The sequence below is a fragment of the Mucilaginibacter frigoritolerans genome, assembly GCF_007830615.1.
Classification (GTDB): domain Bacteria; phylum Bacteroidota; class Bacteroidia; order Sphingobacteriales; family Sphingobacteriaceae; genus Mucilaginibacter; species Mucilaginibacter frigoritolerans.
The window spans coordinates 19,802-37,570 of record NZ_VLLI01000007.1 but is presented as its reverse complement, the minus strand read 5'-3'; the positions used below and the strand labels follow the sequence as shown (position 1 = coordinate 37,570).

Here is a 17,769-nt window from a genome sequence, read left to right as displayed (position 1 = left end):
AAGTCTTATGTTAAAGAACAGCTCGTATAAAGTTATCCTTACAGCCATTTTTATTACCGTATTGGTAATGGGCGTCATTTTATTTATTATTCCGCCCGCTCTTTTTCCTGATCCGGCAAACGGCCTGCAGGTATTGCGTTGTATGAAATTAGGCAGTAGCTTTAATACTTTTGTTAGCCCCGATCAAAGCGATATTTCACAAAACTACACTGAATATTTAACATGGTGGTCGCCGGGGCAATACCTGGTGCCTTATTTTTTTAAGCTGATTACCGGTGCTAATATGGGGCGCTCAATCGCCATTACAGTAACACTGGCTGAATTGCTTGGCCTTGCCGGTTTTTACGCATTCTTTAAAAAGATAGGATTTACACCCTTTGTATCATCCATTAGCCTATTGTTTATTGCATCCCAGCAAGCATTTATGGTTCCTTTTGTATATTACAATGGGGGCGAGATATTGCTCTTTGCCTTTGAAGGCTGGTTTTTGTACGGCTGCGCCAGATTAACTAAGACAGATTTTAAATTATTGCTATTTGTATTGTTATCAGGCTGGATTGGGTTTTTCTTAAAATCATCCTTTTTATGGATTTACGCTGCTGGTTTGGTTTGTGTATGGATCAGGCTTTCATCGCTTAGAATTGGTACCATTGAGTGGGTAAAAAAAGGTTTATGGCTGGCCATACCAGCTGTTATATCATTTGCTGTAATTTATTTGGGTTTTATATCAAAGGGTCAGAGCCCAACCTCTAGCTCAAACGGAATAAAAATAACCGCTGAAACCTTTAGCTTTCCGCTTGCATCGCCTATACTTTCGGGTTTTTCTGTTGATGATTTGGTGCATGGACTTATTTTTCACACAGGTAAGCCGGTGTTTAACCCCGCGTCGAGTATTGCTGTATTGTTGCTGCTTGCTTTATTGAGTTTGCTGCTTGTTTTTGCGGTTATTAAATATGTACCGAACGATAGTTACAAGCTATTTATAGGTGTATTTTATGTCATTGCTTTACTGTTTTTTGGCGTAGTTTATTTGCGCCGGCTGTCTATCTCTTACGAAGCAAGACACTTCCGGATCATTGGGCTGCTGATTATTCCGGGTGTTGTTTATCTGGCAGGCAGATTTAAAGGCGCATTTCGTATTGTTTTTAGTTTAATCTTTGTTGGCATAGCGTATACCAGCTTTAATTACCTAATAAAAGGGTATGAACAAAACAACCTGGCTGCAAAGGGCTCCACAGGTATTGCCCAGCCTAATGTAGATCAGGCAGCTTTAAATGCCATATTAAAGCTTGATAAAGAGAACAGCAACGCCCTGTTTGTTTTTATATCAAATGATACCGGCCTTGAGATTTTGCATAACCGTATTATTACCATGCCTGCAATTGGCGATAATCTTAAAATTGATATAGACGATTATAAATACGCTGGTTTTGCCGGGCCGCTATACCTGGTACTGCCCGAGAGCTATAACGGGCCAAAAGAAAAATTGATGATGAAGTCATTCCCCCAGTATGCAGGTTGGAACATATCCATGCTTAGCCCTAACTATGTTTTATATGAGGCGAAGTTGAAAAGGGGAGCAGTAAAATAACTGCCCTGCACAAAAGATAATTAGCGATTAATCTCTTTCCAAAGTAAATCTTTCAATTGATCGATATTTTTTTGCGCTACCGATGAGATGAAGATGGAAGGAATATCAGTTGGAAGTTCTTTTTTCATTTCCTCCTGAAGCTCATCATCCAGCATATCTGATTTGGTTACGGCCAATACGCGTGGTTTATGAATCAGTTCAGGGTTATATTCTTTTAATTCGTGTAGTAAAATCTGGTATTCTTCATTTATGGTGCGGGTAGTATCTGCAGGAACCATAAATAACAGTACGGAGTTACGTTCAATGTGCCTTAAGAACCTAAATCCTAGCCCTTTACCTTGTGATGCACCTTCGATTATACCCGGTATATCAGCCATTACAAATGACTTGCTGCCTCGGTAAGCTACTATACCCAGGTTTGGAACTATGGTAGTAAATGCATAATCGGCAATTTCGGGCTTGGCTGCAGACACTACCGAAAGCAAGGTTGATTTGCCTGCATTAGGAAAGCCTACCAATCCAACATCTGCCAGTATTTTTAATTCCAGTACGTTCCATTCTTCCTTACCCTCTTCACCAGGTTGTGCGAAACGGGGTGTTTGCTGAGTTGCTGTTTTAAAATGCCAGTTACCTAAGCCCCCACGACCACCCGGCGTTAAGATTTTGGTTTCGCCGTCCTGGGTTATATCAAAAAGGATTTCTCCTGTTTCCGCATTTTTAACGGTAGTTCCTAAAGGAACTTCTAAAATTTCGTCCCTTCCGGTTTTTCCGCTTCTTAAAGAACTTGCTCCAGAATCTCCATCACCTGCAATTACATGTTTACGGTATTTAAGGTGTAACATGGTCCATAACTGGGCATTACCTTTCAAAATAACATGACCACCGCGCCCGCCATCTCCACCATCAGGCCCGCCTTTTGACGTCAAAATATCACGATGCAAATGAGATGAACCAGCGCCTCCGTGACCAGAGCGACAGCAGATCTTCACATAATCAACAAAATTGGAACCCTGAGACATTTTATTTCGAATTTCAATTTCGGAGTCATTTATGAGATCAATTCCGGGTTAATCAGATTAGCTGAAAAACCTGGAATCGAACGTCCGAAATCCGAAATTTTTAGTAGTTACTTACAACATCATTAATGGCATCAAATATCTCATGAATAGAACCGATACCATTGATGCTTTTAAATTTATGCTGACTTTTATAGAACCCGGCCACCGGCGCGGTTTTATCATTGTATTCTTTAATTCTTTTACGGATCACTTCCGGATTGGCATCATCTGGTCTGCCTGAATCTTTACCCCTTAGCAATAAACGATGTTCCAGTTCATCATCATTAACCTCCAAAGCTACCATGCCTAAAATGGGCGCTTTTTTAGTTTCTAATAGTTTATCCAATGCCTCGGCTTGTGCCACGGTACGCGGAAAACCGTCAAAAATAAATCCTTTAGCGTCTTTGTTAGCATCCAGTTTATGGCTAATCATTCCAATAACCACTTCATCAGGGACTAATTTGCCTTCATCCATCAATTTCTTTGCCTCTAACCCTAATGCTGTGCCTTGCGAAATTTCGCCGCGTAAAAGATCACCTGTTGAAAGATGGATTAACCCATGCTTTTCAATAAGTTTTTGCGATTGAGTACCTTTCCCTGCCCCAGGAGGACCAAACAATACCAGGTTTAGCATGCTTTTATCAAATTAAAAGCCTTTCAGTACTACACGGAAAGGCTTATTTAGTCTTGAGTCAGAGGCCTTTTAGTCGTAAAAAACAAAGTAATGTGCTTTGTTTGTGACTATGGACAGTTGACTTGATCCAGTGCACTTGAAGGGAGTCGAACCCCTAACCTTCTGATCCGTAGTCAGATGCTCTATCCAATTGAGCTACAAGTGCTTTTTTAAACGGACTGCAAAAATAGGAAATTTTTCAATCCGTTATAATTTTTTTTAAAATTTACTTTACAACTTCTGCAATTGCAGCAAAATCAGGTAGTCCTGATGCATCTTCCAATACCTCAGCGTAGATGATTTTCTGATCCTCATCAATAACAAAGGCAGCACGTTTTGATACGCCTTTTAAGCCAAAAACGAAGTTTTCATAGATGGCGCCATAAGCGGTTGATACTTCTTTATTGAAATCAGACAGCAAATCAAACTGGTAATTATTCTCTTCTTTAAACTTTGCCAATGTAAAAGGCGAATCAACAGAAATGCCCAAAATGGTAGCATTTAAGCCATCATAATAACCAAAATTATCGCGCATGGTGCAAAGCTGGGTGGTACAAACGCCGGTAAAGGCCATCGGAAAAAAGTGGATTACTACTTTTTTCCCTTTAAAGTCAGATAATGATACTTCCTTCAACGCCGAAGAAAATAAAGTAAACTGCGGAGCGGCCTGGCCTGGTTGTAATGACATAAGCTATTTTTTTATGTAAAAGAAATCAATTAATGTGGTTTCTCAAGGAGCTCATTTGTTTTTTACATTTCCATGTATCATTATTTTAGCTTCAGTAACTTATCAGCATTGCCATGCGTTATTTTCTCCATATCGGTGTTTGAAAGTTGCATACTGTCCAGATATGTTCTACCCACTTCATTTGAGCTGAAAGGATAATCTATAGAAAACATAATATTATCAATGCCAAAGGTATCAATAGCTACTTGCAAAGGCGGCAGGCTGAATAATCCGCTGGTGGTAATGTGTACCTGGTCGTGTAGGGTTTGTATAATAGAACGCTGGTTAATGCCACCCTGGTCAATGCCAAACATTTTATCGCTACGAACCATCATCATAGGCAGCATCTCACCCATATGGCCGATGATCAGTTTCAATTTAGGATATTTATCCAAAGTACCCGATACAATGAGCCGTAAAGTATGAAGTGCTGTTTCTGAGTGCCATCCCCAGCCTGCTATAGATAAAAAGGCACCTGCCTGTTTAGGCAAGTTACTGTAGTATGCATCAAAAACTGCTTTGGGCGGTAAACCGGGATGCAGGTAAATAGGGACGTCAAGCTGTTCTGCCCGCTCAAAAATAGGCGCATACTTGGCATCATCCAAAAACTCGTCATTGGTAAGTCCATTAATAAGTGCACCGCGAAAGTTGTAGGTTTTTACAGTTCGTTCCAATTCATCAGCAGCAGCCTCGGGATTGGTGGTAGGAAGATGGGCGAATGCTTTAAATCTGTCTGTATGATTAGCTATCCGCTCGGCTATAGCATCGTTATATTTTTTAGCGAATGCCGGACCATAGCTGGCATCCAGCAGATCAGCACCTGCACCGGCTACTGATAGTACCTGTGTGGTAATGCCGTTTTCATCCATTGATTGTAGTCGCTCACCAGTAATATCTGCCAGCTTTGCAGCAAGCTTTTGTATCATTGGCGATTTGTCTAAATAATGTTTGTCATGTGCTTCCTGGGGGATCTGATTAACAAGTTCAGGAAAGGTTATGTGTTCTTCAAGAGTTACTACGCGCATAAATGTTTTTATTTAGTGAGTAACAAAGATCAGCCTGTTTAGATTGAAAAACATTGATCTGGATCATTAAAATCAGATTTTTGATTTTAATCTGCTTAATGCCTCCTGCGAGATGTTGAGATAATTTGCCACCATTTTATTGGATAAACGCAGTACCATATGCGGACTTTCTTTTAATAATTGTTTATACCGTTCGGCTGCATCATGCGTAGCAAAACTTTGTAAACGTTTGGTGTTAGTTACATAGGCAAACTCCAGGTAATTGCGATAGAATTTTCCCCAGGCTGGCATAACATCCAATAAGCCATAAAAATCGTCGCGTGTTATATATAGCAGTTCTGAGGCTTCAATCGCTTTTGTTATTTCAGTCAGCGGTTCGCCGCTTATAAAGGAAGTAAGGGAAGTTGAAAAGGTGTTTTCAAAAGCAAACCTGCGGGTAACTTCGGCCCCATTGGCCTTTACGAAATATACCCTGAGACAGCCTTTATTTACAAAATACATCCTCCGGGCTGGGGTACCTAGAATATTGATCATTTCATTCTTTTTCAATGTTAGCGACTTAAAGTGAGAAAAGACCACCTGTAACTGCTCATCATCTATAGCAACCCTGTCTGTAATATATTTACCTAACTGTTGGTACATTAAATTAATTTCAGTGATTCATTTAATTAAGTGATAAATATCGGAGTAAAAAATGGTAGACATTGATCTGCATCAAAAAAACAGACTTTTTTATGATACAAAAAGATAATATCATTGTTAGTGCTTAACTGATGAAATAAAATAACTGTTAAAAGGTAAACGATAATGAAAGCAATTGTAATTACCCAGCCCGGCGGACCGGAAGTTTTGCAAATAGCCGAAAGGCCAAAATCAGTATGCGGAACCGGTGAAGTACTGGTAAAAGTTTATGCGACAGGTGTTAACCGGCCCGATGTTTATCAGCGTAAAGGAAATTACCCACCGCCAAAAGGAGCATCGCCCGATATCCCAGGGCTTGAAATTGCAGGAATTGTTGAACAGATTGGCGAAGATGTTTCCCACTGGAAGGTAGGTGATAAAGTATGTGCCCTGCTAACCGGAGGCGGTTATGCCGAATACTGCGCCGTTCCGCATGGGCAATGCCTGCCTGTGCCAGACAATTTGAGTTTTGAAGAGGCCGCTTCCTTGCCCGAAACATTTTTTACTGTATGGAGTAATGTTTTCGACCGGGGGCAGCTAAAAAGAAGTGAAACACTACTGGTTCATGGAGGATCGAGCGGGATTGGTGTTGCTGCGATACAAATGGCCAAAGCTTTGGGGCATAAAGTTTACGTAACCGCCGGATCGGAAGAAAAATGCAGGTTTTGTGAAAACTTGGGCGCTGAACGGGCCATCAATTATAAAACAGAGAACTTTGCTGGTGTGATTAATGAAATTACCAACGGTAAAGGGGTTGATGTGATTTTAGATATGATTGGCGGTGATTATGTACAGCCCAATATTAAATCATTAGCAGAAGATGGCCGACTGGTAATGATCAATATGATGCTTGGCAATAATGTTCAGGTTGATCTTTCGGCCGTGATGAGTAAAAGGCTAACTATTACAGGCTCTACCTTACGGTCGCGGGATGTGGCGTTTAAATCCGCTATTGCAAAAAAGCTGGAGCATACCATATGGCCATTACTGGTAACCGGAAATATAAAACCTGTTATTAACACTGTTTTCCCTCTTGAAAAAGCTAGTGATGCACATGCTTTGATGGAAAGTGGTGATCTGATAGGGAAAGTGGTTTTGAGGGTTGGTTAATAGATGTAGATGTTTAATTTCTGCTTTACGAGAATTTTGCAGCCTTTATGCGCTCATTTTTGAACGGTATGCTTTGTAGGTAAAACAGGCTTAAGTGTTTAAAAATAGAGCTTGTAAACTATCGCCTAAAAAAAACTCAAGGGCTATTTTAATATTTGCTTATAAATCTTAACTTTGCGCCTCTGAAATAGCGGGTGTGTTTCATATCAGCCAATTTCACTTAAAATACATTAAATTACCCGGTTATATATGCCAAACATTGGAAAAATTTCACGGATCATTGGTCCGGTAGTTGACGTAAGCTTTGCAGATGATGCACATCTTCCAAAAATTTATGATGCATTGGAGATCACAAAGGAAAATGGTCAAAAAGTTATTTTAGAAGTTCAACAACATTTAGGTGAAGATCGTGTTCGTGCGATCGCGATGGACTCAACTGACGGATTGCTGCGCGGGATGAAAGTGCTTGACCTGGAATCAGCAATTAAAATGCCGATTGGTGATGATATCAAAGGCCGCGTATTTAATGTGGTTGGTGATGCTATTGATGGTATTGCTAACTTAGATAAAAGCAATGGTCGCCCAATTCACAATAACCCTCCGCGATTTGAGGACCTTTCTACCGAAACTGAAGTTCTTTTTACCGGTATTAAAGTTATCGACTTATTAGAGCCTTACAGTAAAGGTGGTAAAATCGGATTATTCGGTGGTGCAGGTGTAGGTAAAACCGTATTGATTCAGGAATTGATCAACAACATAGCGAAAGCATATTCTGGTTTATCAGTATTTGCAGGTGTAGGTGAGCGTACCCGTGAAGGTAACGATTTATTACGCGAGATGCTGGAATCAGGCATTATCAAATATGGTGATGACTTTATGCACTCCATGGAAGAAGGTGGATGGGACCTTTCAAAGGTTGATCCTGAAGCTTTAAAAGATTCAAAAGCTACATTCGTTTTCGGACAAATGAACGAGCCTCCTGGTGCACGTGCACGTGTGGCACTTTCAGGATTAACTATCGCTGAATATTTCCGTGATGGTGATGCTGACGGTAAAGGCCGTGATATATTATTTTTTATTGATAACATTTTCCGCTTTACACAAGCAGGTTCTGAAGTATCAGCGTTGCTTGGCCGTATGCCATCAGCGGTAGGTTACCAGCCAACACTGGCGACTGAAATGGGTACCATGCAAGAGCGTATTACCTCAACCAAACGTGGTTCAATTACGTCTGTACAGGCGGTATATGTACCTGCGGATGACTTGACCGACCCTGCACCGGCTACTACATTTGCCCACTTAGATGCTACAACCGTATTGTCACGTAAAATTGCCGAGTTGGGTATTTATCCTGCGGTGGATCCATTGGATTCAACCTCACGTATCCTTAGCCCAACTGTTTTAGGTGATGAGCACTACAATACTGCTCAACGTGTTAAAGAAACTTTACAACGTTACAAAGAGTTACAGGACATTATCGCCATCCTTGGTATGGACGAGCTATCTGAAGAAGATAAATTGGTTGTATCGCGTGCACGTCGTGTTCAGCGTTTCTTATCTCAACCTTTCCATGTTGCTGAACAGTTCACCGGTTTAAAAGGTGTATTGGTTGATATTAAAGATACCATCAAAGGCTTTAACATGATTATGGACGGCGAAGTGGATGAATATCCTGAAGCGGCGTTCAACCTTGTTGGAAACATTGAAGAAGCTATAGAAAAAGGCAAAAAATTATTAGCTGAAGCTAATAACTAAGATAAGAGACAAGAGATTTGAGATTTGAGATTGGGACCGTTGTGTCTCACGTCTCAGATCTCAGATTTCACATCTAAAAGAAACATGACATTAGAAATCCTTACTCCCGATAAAACAGTATACGAAGGCGAAGCCACATCGGTAACGCTTCCTGGTACTTTGGGATCTTTTGAAATACTGAATCACCACGCGCCTATCATCTCTACACTCCAAGATGGTAAAGTAGTTGTACGCGGTGGCAGTGCTGGTAAAGAAGACATTTATTTGATTAAGGGCGGTGTTGTTGAAGCATCAAACAACAAAGTAATTATTTTGGCCGAAGGTATTCAGCACAAATAATTATCGGCCTATCTGATATTAAAAATCCCCGGTTGGTTTCCAATCGGGGATTTTTTATGCTGCTGATTTTTGAGTCTAAACCAAAAACTCAAACAGGGTTTGATCCCTGTTTAATTCTATCACATCGAAACGATGCTCTTCCATCCGTTTTAACAGGGACGGATAATCATCGGCTGATTTGAGTTCAATGCCGACCAGTGCAGGCCCGCTTTCTTTGGAGGTTTTTTTGATAAACTCAAAGCGGGTGATATCGTCGCCGGGGCCAAGTACATTGTTTACAAACAGCTTTAATGCTCCTGGACGCTGTGGGAATTTTATAATGAAATAGTGTTTTAAGCCTTCATACAGCAGTGATTTTTCTTTAATCTCCTGCATGCGCTCAATATCATTATTGCCACCGCTAACTACACAAACTACTTTTTTACCTTTTATTTTATCCTTGCAAAAATCTAAAGCAGCTACTGATAATGCACCTGCTGGTTCAACTACAATGGCATCTTCATTATACAGTTTTAAAATAGTGGTACATACTTTTCCTTCGGGTACTGTAAGCATGTCATTTAGTACCTCACGGCAAAGGTTATAGGTTAACTTACCTACCGTTTTTACGGCCGCACCATCAACAAAACGGTTAATATCAAGCAAACTTACCGGGCCGCCATGCTCAAATGCTGTGAGCATGCTGGGTGCACCATCCGGTTCCACACCAATTAATAATATGTTGGGATTGTGTTGCTTTAAAAAGGTTCCTGTACCTGCTGACAGGCCACCACCACCAACAGGCATTATTACAGCTTCCACGCCGGGTAAATCTTCCAGTATTTCAACGCCTACCGTTCCCTGACCTTCAATAATAAGGTAGTTATCAAAAGGAGGAATAAAGGTCATAAGGTGAGTTTCTGTGTAGGCAAGGGCTTCCATAAGGCAATCATCAAAGGTATCGCCTACCAAAATAATTTCCACATGGCCATTGCCAAACATTTCTGTTTGCCTTACTTTTTGTTTAGGGGTAATTTCGGGCATAAAGATTACTCCCTTAATCCCCATTTTATTGCATGAAAAAGCAACTCCCTGCGCATGGTTACCCGCACTGGCGCAAACCACACCTCTACTTAACTCATCAGCATTTAGCTGACTAATCATGTTATAAGCACCGCGAAGTTTATAGGAACGAACTACCTGTAAATCTTCCCGTTTCAAATAAAGCTCACATTCGTAAGCTTTAGAGAGGCCCACATGATACTCCAGCGGGGTGCGTTTTACAATGTCTTTTAATCGCCGTGAAGCAGCTTCGAAATCCAATACAACATCAGCCATATTTAAATGATTTATGCCCCTCGCCTGGCAGGCAAGGGGCTATTTTTTATCAGTCTATGCCAATAAATTACAAAGATCGGTTTTTAAGATGATTTTATATTTTCCTGACGCGTTTAAATAATGTTCAGCATCTTTTGAGTGGCCTTAATTGCGCAAACGGTTTGATCGGAGTCAAGCCCACGGGTAATGAATTTGCGCTTGTCGGTTTCCCAGGTAATAATGGCTTCGCACAAAGCGTCAGAACTGCTGCCGGGTGCAATCCGTACCGCATAGTCAATTAGTTTGGGCAGGTGTCTTGCCTTCTTTTTGTAAACCATGCTCAGCGCATTCATAAAGGCATCAAACTGACCATCGCCCTGAGCATTTTCTTCAAATTTTTCACCCTCAATCTGTACTGCAATAGTTGCCGAAGGGCGCAGACCCATTGCGTGCATTAATACGTATGATTCAACCACAACTTTTTCTTCATAAAGGCTGCTGTCCAGCACATCTGAAATAATATAGGGTAGGTCTTCTTTAGTTACTGTTTCTTTTTTATCACCCAATTCAATAACACGTTGGGTAACTTTTTTAAGATCCGCATCATTTAACTTTAAACCTAATTCCTGTAGGTTTTTTTCAATATTGGCTTTGCCTGATGTTTTGCCAAGGGCATATTCACGCTTGCGGCCAAAACGTTCGGGAAGAAGATCATTGAAATATAAATTGTTTTTATTGTCGCCATCGGCATGGATACCTGCCGTTTGGGTAAAAACATTATCACCAACAATTGGCTTATTGGATGGGATTCTTATCCCCGAAAAGGTTTCAACCAGTTTACTTACTGAATAAATAGAGGATTCCTTAATGCCAACCTCAACTTCAGGGGCAAAATCGTTTATCACAGCAACGGCGCTGGCCATGGCTGCATTTCCCGCCCTTTCGCCCATTCCATTTACAGTTAAGTGTAACCCGCTTACTCCGGCTTTTACAGCCTCAAGTACGTTAGCAGTACCTAAATCGTAATCATTGTGTGCATGAAAATCAAAATGAACGCCCGGATATTTAGCGATCAGCTCATTTAAGAACTTGGCAGTTTCAACAGGAGTTAATATACCCAGTGTATCGGGTAGTAAGATCCTTTTTACGGGCTGTGTCGTTAAGAAATCCAGCATTTGGTATACATACTCAGGGGAGTTGCGCATACCATTGCTCCAATCTTCCAGATAAACGTTAGTTGCTATGCCCTTACTTTGCGCAAGGTCAATAACATGTTTTATTTCTGCGAAATGTTGTTCGGGTGTTTTTTTAAGCTGATGTGTTAAATGATTTAACGAACCCTTGGTTAGCAGGTTTTGAACTTTAACTTTTGAGTTTACCATCCAATCAATTGATACCCCATTATCCACAAATGATAATACTTCAATGCGGTTGGAATATCCGTTTTCTTCGGCCCAAATTAAAATGCTTTTAACCGCCTGGAATTCGCCTTCTGATACCCGTGCCGAAGCAATTTCAACCCGGTCTACATGAAGTTCTTCCAATAATAATTGGGTGATAGTTAGTTTTTCCGAGATAGAAAATGACACACCCGATGTTTGTTCGCCATCGCGAAGAGTGGTGTCCATTATCTCTATTTTCCTGCGTTCCATGTATACGGTTGGTTGTTGTGCGGCAATTAAGGGCAAAAGTTAGTGATTGGTTGGCTGGAATTGAGCTGATGATGTTAGCAGCCTTTTAGTTATGGCAAGGCGGGTATCATCAATTCAATTAACTTTAAAATTATAGCGGAAGATTTTCAGCAAATTCCTGAATTTCCGTCTTAATGCTTTGCAGATAATCAATATCATCAAAGCCATTTATCATGTTATCTTTTTTGTAGTGGCTGATGTCAAAGGTTTCTTTCTCGCCGGTTGAAATAATGGTAATAGTTTGAGCAGGCAGATTTATTTCAAGCTCAGTTTTTGGATCAGCAATAATGGCAGCAAATATTTTGTCAGCAAATTCGGCACTAACCTGAACAGGTAATACGCCAATGTTTAAGCAGTTATTTTTGAAGATATCTGCAAAGAAGCTGGATACTACACACCTGAAACCATAATCATAAACTGCCCATGCAGCATGTTCCCTTGAAGAACCGGAGCCAAAGTTTTTTCCACCAACCAATATTTTACCGCTATAGGTTGGATTGTTTAATACAAAGTCTTTTTTAGGAGTATTATCAGCATTATATCTCCAGTCGCGGAAAAGGCTGTCGCCAAAGCCAACGCGTTCGGTTGCTTTTAAAAAGCGAGCCGGGATAATCTGGTCGGTATCTATATTTTCTATCGGAAGCGGTACACCTGTGCTTCTTAATACAGTAAATTTATCGTAAGCCATTTTATTGTTTTTTGATTGCATCGATGTTTTTGATTACACCGATGTTTTTTGATTGATTTATTTTTTGCCTGAACTCTGATCTCTAATCGCCAATCTCGATCTTAAACAAGTTCTTCTACTTCAATTAATGTTCTTGGATCTGTAACCACACCGGTAACAGCAGCAGCAGCAGCAACCAAAGGGCTAGCCAGCATAGTTCTTGCACCTGGGCCTTGTCTGCCTTCGAAGTTCCTGTTTGAGGTACTTACAGCATATTTTCCGGCAGGAACTTTATCATCATTCATTGCTAAACAAGCGGAGCAACCTGGCTGACGTAAAGTAAAGCCTGCTTCGGTTAAAATATCCAGCAAACCTTCTTCTTTTATCTGTGCCTCAACAATGTGTGATCCCGGAACCAGCCAGGCCGTAACGTTATCAGCCTTGTGTTTGCCTTTTACGAGTGATGTAAATGCCCTGAAATCCTCGATACGGCCATTTGTACAGCTACCCACAAAAACAAAGTCTACCTGTTTGCCTATCATGGAATCACCTTCGTGGAAGCCCATATAGCCTAATGATTTTTCATAAGTAGCAGCGCCACCTTCCACATGAGCAGCATCCGGAATATCTTGTGATATACCCATACCCATGCCCGGGTTGGTTCCGTAAGTGATCATCGGCTCAATATCAGCAGCTTTGAAAGTTAATTCTTTATCAAATACGGCATCGGCATCAGTTTTTAATGTTTTGTAATAAGCTAGTGCTTTGTCCCAAGCTTCGCCTTTAGGGCTAAACTCTCTACCTTTTACGTAGTTGATAGTCGTTTCGTCCGGGGCAATCATACCACCACGGGCACCCATCTCAATGCTTAAGTTACAAACTGTCATACGGCCTTCCATGCTCATGTTTTCGAAAACATCACCAGCATATTCAACAAAATAGCCGGTAGCACCAGAGGTAGTCAGTTTTGAAATGATGTATAAAGCAACATCTTTAGGTGTAACACCCAAGCCTAACTTACCATTAACGTTAATGCGCATTTTTTTAGGTTTGGGCTGCATAATACATTGTGTAGCCAAAACCATCTCCACCTCGGAAGTACCTATACCGAAAGCAATGGCACCAAAAGCACCATGCGTTGAAGTATGCGAATCGCCGCAAACAATAGTAGCACCCGGCTGGGTAATACCATATTCTGGGCCTACAACGTGGACAATACCATTTTTTTGATGGCCCAGTCCCCAATAACTAATGCCATACTCGTTTGAGTTGGTCTCCAGCGCTTGTAACTGATTAGCCGAAAGCGGATCAGCAACCGGCAAATGCTGGTTGATGGTTGGCGTGTTATGATCGGCCGTAGCAAACGTACGTTCAGGATATAAAACTTTTATACCTCTGCTCTTTAATCCTAAAAAGGCTACGGGGCTTGTTACTTCGTGGATAAGATGACGATCGATAAAAAGCACATCCGGTCCGCCTTCAATTTTGCGCACTACGTGCGTGTCCCAAACCTTATCAAATAATGTCTTGCTCATGGTTTTAGTTCCTTATTTGTAATTCTATTTATAAAGATTAGCTGTTTTAGTACTGTTAACCAGCAATAAAAGGTCAGCATCATTAATATCTAATTTATTATCAGCCAAAGTTAAGAAGTTCTTATAGGTATCGTCAAGCTCTGCTTTATCAAGCGTAAAGCCTAAACGCTCCAGGTGAAACTTCAGGGCATGTCTTCCACTACGTGCAGTAAGCACAATAGTTGCATTTGGGAAACCTACATCCTCCGGCTTAATGATCTCGTAATTTTCACGATTTTTCAAAAAACCATCCTGGTGAATGCCTGAACTATGGGCAAAGGCGTTGGCGCCTACAATAGCTTTGTTGGGTTGTACCGGCATACGCATTTGCGTGCTTACCATGTGGCTAAGCTCGTAAAAATTGCGTGCGTTAATATTGGTGTACAAGCCTAAGTTTTGGTGTGTTTTTAAAATCATTACCACTTCTTCAATAGAAGTGTTGCCTGCACGTTCGCCAATACCGTTAATGGTGCCTTCAATTTGGCGGGCTCCATTTTGCAAACCGGCAATGGAATTAGCTGTTGCCAAACCAAGGTCATTATGACAATGAACCGAGATGATGGCCTTGTCGATATTTTTAACGTGTTCTTTAAGGTATTTTATTTTGTTTCCGTATTGATCGGGCAAGCAATAGCCATTAGTATCCGGAATGTTTACTACAGTAGCTCCGGCAGCAATAACTGCTTCAACCATTTGTGCCAGGTAAGCCACATCGGCACGACCTGCATCTTCCGCATAAAACTCAATATCCTCAACTGATTTTTTGGCGTATTTTACTGCTTCAACAGCACGTTCCAGAATTTCTTCGCGGGTACTGTTAAATTTGTGTTTGATGTGCATGTCAGAAGAACCGATACCGGTATGGATACGCGGATGTTTGGCATACTGTAATGATTCTACAGCGGCATCAATATCGCCTTTGTTGGCACGGGTAAGTGCACAAACGGTTGGGTTTTTAACTGCTTTTGAAATTTCAACAACGCTTTGGAAATCGCCGGGGCTGGAAATGGGAAAACCAGCTTCTATAATATCAACACCCAATGCTTCCAGTTCTTTAGCGATCTCAATTTTTTCAGGGGTAGTTAACTGGCAGCCCGGTACCTGCTCGCCGTCGCGTAGCGTGGTATCAAAAACGTAGACTCGATTTGGATCGTGTAACATAATTTTCCTTTTTTATTTATGATAACAGTTTTAACGTTTTATGCTCCTGTCATCAGTTAATGATCATTTTATTTATTCTGTCATTCCTCTCCACCATTGGCGGATCAGGATGATAATTTATGCTTCTTTTACTGCAACAAACCTTAACCTTTTATAATCGGCAAACCATTGGCCGTTCTCATTATAATCAGGTTCCAGCAGAGTGGTTATCTCTGCTAGCATTTGTTGTAATTCATTTTCGGGCACGCCTTCAAAATATGGTGAGCCAAACATCTTTATCCATTTAGTTACACCCTGATCACCATCCTGTAACGGTGTTTTACGATCAAAATGGATAGCAAATGTTACCCTCAAACCATGTGCCTCTAACCTGCTGGTGTATTCGCCTAATGATGGGAAATACCAAATCTGTGTTTGAGCCTGTTTATGGTAACCATGTTGTTCCAGCACTTTTTTAGTAGCTGCTATAATTTTTTCTACATTGCCTTTGCCACCCATCTCCGCAACAAAACGACCGCCGGGCTTAAGGCTTTTATAAACGCTGTCCATCATGCCATCGTGATCTTTTACCCAATGCAGGGCGGCATTTGAAAATACAGCATCGTATTGTCCCTGTTCGTTGAAGTTGCTGGCATTAGCAACTTCAAACAAAACTTCGGAATGTTTTTCTTTTGCTTGTGCAATCATTTCGGGTGAATAATCAGTACCCTTAACAATAACCCCAAGCTCATGTAATTGCTGTGTTAAATAACCAGTGCCACAACCAATATCCAGGATATGTTCCCCGGCTTTGGCATCAAGTAGTTCCAATACATTTTCACCAAACTGGTAAACAAATGCATGTTTCTGGTCATATAAATCAGCGTTCCATTTCATAATAGCCCCCTCTAAATCTCCCCCGGTAGTGGAGACTTTAATTTCATTGTTAAAACCCTCCCTACCGGGGAGGGCTGGGTGGGGCCTACAAGTACTCCAATACTTTTTGGCCCATAGCTTTGGTGCCTAATATTTTGCTTTTGTCTGTTTTGCTATCCGCGATATCGCCTGTACGGTAACCGGCTTTAAGCGCTTTATCAACAGCACTGGTAACTTTCTTTGCTTCTTCTTTTAATCCGAAACCAATTTCAAGCATTAATGCTACCGATAATATAGATGCCAGCGGATTAGCTTTATCCTGACCGGCAATATCATGTGCCGAACCATGGATCGGCTCAAAGAAACCGGTACCATCGCCTATTGAAGCAGATGCCAGCATACCCATTGAACCTGCAATTTGTGATGCCTCATCTGTTAAAATATCGCCAAAAAGGTTAGCGGTTACTACCACATCAAACTTTTTAGGGTTTTTAACCAGCTGCATAGCGGCATTATCAACAAACATGTGTTCGGTTTCTACATCAGGGTATCTTTTGGCTACTTCCTGTACTACTTCGCGCCAAAGACGTGAGGTTTCCAGTACGTTGGCTTTATCAACAGAGCATAGTTTTTTACCGCGTACCTTTGCTGCTTCGTATGCTTTTATGGCAATGCGTTCAACCTCATAACGGTTATAGTTCATTAGATCGGATGCGAAATCTTCTGTGCGTTTTTTTTCGCCGAAATAAACATCACCTGTCAACTCACGGAAAAACAGGATATCGGTTCCTTTTAACACTTCGGGTTTAAGGCTCGATGCATCCAGCAACTCATCAAACAACATAATTGGACGCAGGTTAGCATATAAACCAAGTTCCTTGCGGATTTTCAATAAGCCCTGCTCCGGACGAACCTTTGCTGAAGGATCATTGTCATATTTAATATGGCCCACTGCACCAAATAATATGGCATCACTGGCTTTAGCCTTTGCCAAAGTTTCGTCAGGTAACGAAGTGCCTGTAGCTTCAATGGCTTCGTGACCCATCAATGCCTCATCAAAGGTAAATGTATGGCCAAAATCTGTACCTATTTTTTCCAGTACGGCTTTACCCCAAGTGGTTACCTCAGCTCCAATCCCGTCACCGGGTATTACTAATATTTTTTTTGATAGTCCCATTTTAATTTCTTGTTGTTACTGCACACTAGCTTACAATAACAAGGATGTTTTTCTGCTTTAACAATAATGTTCAACCACCGGGAAAGGATCATAAAAGTGATGTAATAAACTTTTCCATTCCTGGTACTGAACCGATCCTCTGAAACCCTCGGTATGATCGGTTAATTTCTCCCACTCAACCAGCAAAATAAATCTGCTTGAGTTCTCTATGCATCTTTTAAGCTGATGAGAAATATAACCTGCCATTTTTGATATAATAAGCTGTGCCTTTGAAAACGCTTCTAAAAAATCATCTTCAAGGCCCGGCATCACATTTAAAATGGCTACTTCAAGTATCATTTGATTAGATTTTAGATGTGAGATTTGAGTATTGAGATAAAGGGGATTTC

Annotated in this window: 17 protein-coding genes and 1 tRNA gene; 4 read left to right on the top strand and 14 right to left on the bottom strand. The window is 41.0% G+C overall.

The window, feature by feature from the left end:
• Positions 1 to 7: 7 nt before the first annotated feature.
• Positions 8 to 1,591, top strand: coding sequence for a hypothetical protein (locus JN11_RS12525; RefSeq protein WP_144913026.1), 1,584 nt, complete (start codon positions 8 to 10; stop codon positions 1,589 to 1,591).
• A 20-nt stretch (positions 1,592 to 1,611) separates the two neighbouring features.
• Here JN11_RS12525 and obgE read toward each other — a convergent pair whose 3' ends face one another.
• The 6 genes from obgE to JN11_RS12495 form a co-directional block, all read right to left on the bottom strand.
• Entirely contained in the window at positions 1,612 to 2,610 is a 999-nt protein-coding gene (obgE, locus tag JN11_RS12520) for a GTPase ObgE (RefSeq protein ID WP_144913025.1), read from the bottom strand.
• Between the two features lie 100 nt (positions 2,611 to 2,710).
• The gene (locus JN11_RS12515) at positions 2,711 to 3,283 is read right to left on the bottom strand and encodes an adenylate kinase (protein ID WP_144913023.1); all 573 of its coding nucleotides are present in this window, start codon (positions 3,281 to 3,283) and stop codon (positions 2,711 to 2,713) included.
• Positions 3,284 to 3,414: 131 nt separating this feature from the next.
• Positions 3,415 to 3,488 (bottom strand) — tRNA-Arg (locus JN11_RS12510).
• A gap of 60 nt (positions 3,489 to 3,548) precedes the next feature.
• On the bottom strand, positions 3,549 to 4,010 hold the full coding sequence (locus JN11_RS12505) for a redoxin domain-containing protein (RefSeq protein WP_144913021.1): 462 nt from the start codon (positions 4,008 to 4,010) through the stop codon (positions 3,549 to 3,551).
• Positions 4,011 to 4,090: 80 nt separating this feature from the next.
• Positions 4,091 to 5,074: an amidohydrolase family protein gene (locus JN11_RS12500; RefSeq protein ID WP_144913019.1), complete on the bottom strand. Its 984-nt coding sequence runs from the start codon at positions 5,072 to 5,074 to the stop codon at positions 4,091 to 4,093.
• 72 nt (positions 5,075 to 5,146) lie between these two features.
• Positions 5,147 to 5,716: a Crp/Fnr family transcriptional regulator gene (locus JN11_RS12495; RefSeq protein WP_144913018.1), complete on the bottom strand. Its 570-nt coding sequence runs from the start codon at positions 5,714 to 5,716 to the stop codon at positions 5,147 to 5,149.
• A gap of 165 nt (positions 5,717 to 5,881) precedes the next feature.
• Here JN11_RS12495 and JN11_RS12490 point away from each other — a divergent pair, with 165 nt between their 5' ends.
• The 3 genes from JN11_RS12490 (at position 5,882) to atpC (ending at position 8,959) form a co-directional block, all read left to right on the top strand.
• Positions 5,882 to 6,865, top strand: a complete 984-nt coding sequence (locus JN11_RS12490; RefSeq protein WP_144913016.1) for an NAD(P)H-quinone oxidoreductase — start codon at positions 5,882 to 5,884, stop codon at positions 6,863 to 6,865.
• Between the two features lie 249 nt (positions 6,866 to 7,114).
• On the top strand, positions 7,115 to 8,620 hold the full coding sequence (gene atpD / locus JN11_RS12485) for a F0F1 ATP synthase subunit beta (protein WP_144913015.1): 1,506 nt from the start codon (positions 7,115 to 7,117) through the stop codon (positions 8,618 to 8,620).
• Positions 8,621 to 8,704: 84 nt separating this feature from the next.
• Entirely contained in the window at positions 8,705 to 8,959 is a 255-nt protein-coding gene (atpC, locus tag JN11_RS12480; protein ID WP_144913013.1) for an ATP synthase F1 subunit epsilon, read from the top strand.
• Positions 8,960 to 9,034: 75 nt separating this feature from the next.
• Here the strand turns inward: atpC and ilvA are convergent, their stop codons facing one another.
• The 8 genes from ilvA to JN11_RS12440 form a co-directional block, all read right to left on the bottom strand.
• Complete coding sequence (gene ilvA, locus JN11_RS12475; protein ID WP_144913011.1) at positions 9,035 to 10,276, bottom strand: threonine ammonia-lyase IlvA; 1,242 nt, start codon at positions 10,274 to 10,276, stop codon at positions 9,035 to 9,037.
• Positions 10,277 to 10,389: 113 nt separating this feature from the next.
• Positions 10,390 to 11,907, bottom strand: coding sequence for an alpha-isopropylmalate synthase regulatory domain-containing protein (locus JN11_RS12470; protein ID WP_144913010.1), 1,518 nt, complete (start codon positions 11,905 to 11,907; stop codon positions 10,390 to 10,392).
• Between the two features lie 130 nt (positions 11,908 to 12,037).
• Positions 12,038 to 12,634 carry a 3-isopropylmalate dehydratase small subunit gene (gene leuD / locus JN11_RS12465; RefSeq protein ID WP_144913008.1) on the bottom strand — a complete coding sequence of 199 codons (597 nt, stop codon included), beginning with the start codon at positions 12,632 to 12,634 and terminating at the stop codon, positions 12,038 to 12,040.
• Between the two features lie 101 nt (positions 12,635 to 12,735).
• Positions 12,736 to 14,148: a 3-isopropylmalate dehydratase large subunit gene (leuC, locus tag JN11_RS12460; protein WP_144913007.1), complete on the bottom strand. Its 1,413-nt coding sequence runs from the start codon at positions 14,146 to 14,148 to the stop codon at positions 12,736 to 12,738.
• Positions 14,149 to 14,172: 24 nt separating this feature from the next.
• Positions 14,173 to 15,348, bottom strand: coding sequence for a 2-isopropylmalate synthase (locus JN11_RS12455; protein ID WP_144913005.1), 1,176 nt, complete (start codon positions 15,346 to 15,348; stop codon positions 14,173 to 14,175).
• A 117-nt stretch (positions 15,349 to 15,465) separates the two neighbouring features.
• A complete protein-coding gene (locus tag JN11_RS12450) occupies positions 15,466 to 16,224 on the bottom strand; it encodes a methyltransferase domain-containing protein (protein ID WP_144913004.1) in 759 nt (252 codons plus the stop codon).
• Between the two features lie 85 nt (positions 16,225 to 16,309).
• Positions 16,310 to 17,380 (bottom strand): 3-isopropylmalate dehydrogenase, encoded by a 1,071-nt coding sequence (gene leuB, locus JN11_RS12445; protein ID WP_144913002.1) that lies wholly within the window; start codon positions 17,378 to 17,380, stop codon positions 16,310 to 16,312.
• A gap of 57 nt (positions 17,381 to 17,437) precedes the next feature.
• Positions 17,438 to 17,719, bottom strand: a complete 282-nt coding sequence (locus JN11_RS12440; RefSeq protein WP_144913001.1) for an antibiotic biosynthesis monooxygenase family protein — start codon at positions 17,717 to 17,719, stop codon at positions 17,438 to 17,440.
• Between the last annotated feature and the right edge of the window lie 50 nt (positions 17,720 to 17,769).

Excerpts from the sequence above, each read along its gene's own strand:
- JN11_RS12525 (WP_144913026.1), top strand. The coding sequence starts at position 8 with ATGTTAAAGAACAGCTCGTATAAAGTTATCCTTACAGCCATTTTTATT.
- obgE (WP_144913025.1), bottom strand. The coding sequence starts at position 2,610 with ATGTCTCAGGGTTCCAATTTTGTTGATTATGTGAAGATCTGCTGTCGC.
- JN11_RS12515 (WP_144913023.1), bottom strand. The coding sequence starts at position 3,283 with ATGCTAAACCTGGTATTGTTTGGTCCTCCTGGGGCAGGGAAAGGTACT.
- JN11_RS12505 (WP_144913021.1), bottom strand. The coding sequence starts at position 4,010 with ATGTCATTACAACCAGGCCAGGCCGCTCCGCAGTTTACTTTATTTTCT.
- JN11_RS12500 (WP_144913019.1), bottom strand. The coding sequence starts at position 5,074 with ATGCGCGTAGTAACTCTTGAAGAACACATAACCTTTCCTGAACTTGTT.
- JN11_RS12495 (WP_144913018.1), bottom strand. The coding sequence starts at position 5,716 with ATGTACCAACAGTTAGGTAAATATATTACAGACAGGGTTGCTATAGAT.
- JN11_RS12490 (WP_144913016.1), top strand. The coding sequence starts at position 5,882 with ATGAAAGCAATTGTAATTACCCAGCCCGGCGGACCGGAAGTTTTGCAA.
- atpD (WP_144913015.1), top strand. The coding sequence starts at position 7,115 with ATGCCAAACATTGGAAAAATTTCACGGATCATTGGTCCGGTAGTTGAC.
- atpC (WP_144913013.1), top strand. The coding sequence starts at position 8,705 with ATGACATTAGAAATCCTTACTCCCGATAAAACAGTATACGAAGGCGAA.
- ilvA (WP_144913011.1), bottom strand. The coding sequence starts at position 10,276 with ATGGCTGATGTTGTATTGGATTTCGAAGCTGCTTCACGGCGATTAAAA.
- JN11_RS12470 (WP_144913010.1), bottom strand. The coding sequence starts at position 11,907 with ATGGAACGCAGGAAAATAGAGATAATGGACACCACTCTTCGCGATGGC.
- leuD (WP_144913008.1), bottom strand. The coding sequence starts at position 12,634 with ATGGCTTACGATAAATTTACTGTATTAAGAAGCACAGGTGTACCGCTT.
- leuC (WP_144913007.1), bottom strand. The coding sequence starts at position 14,148 with ATGAGCAAGACATTATTTGATAAGGTTTGGGACACGCACGTAGTGCGC.
- JN11_RS12455 (WP_144913005.1), bottom strand. The coding sequence starts at position 15,348 with ATGTTACACGATCCAAATCGAGTCTACGTTTTTGATACCACGCTACGC.
- JN11_RS12450 (WP_144913004.1), bottom strand. The coding sequence starts at position 16,224 with ATGAAATGGAACGCTGATTTATATGACCAGAAACATGCATTTGTTTAC.
- leuB (WP_144913002.1), bottom strand. The coding sequence starts at position 17,380 with ATGGGACTATCAAAAAAAATATTAGTAATACCCGGTGACGGGATTGGA.
- JN11_RS12440 (WP_144913001.1), bottom strand. The coding sequence starts at position 17,719 with ATGATACTTGAAGTAGCCATTTTAAATGTGATGCCGGGCCTTGAAGAT.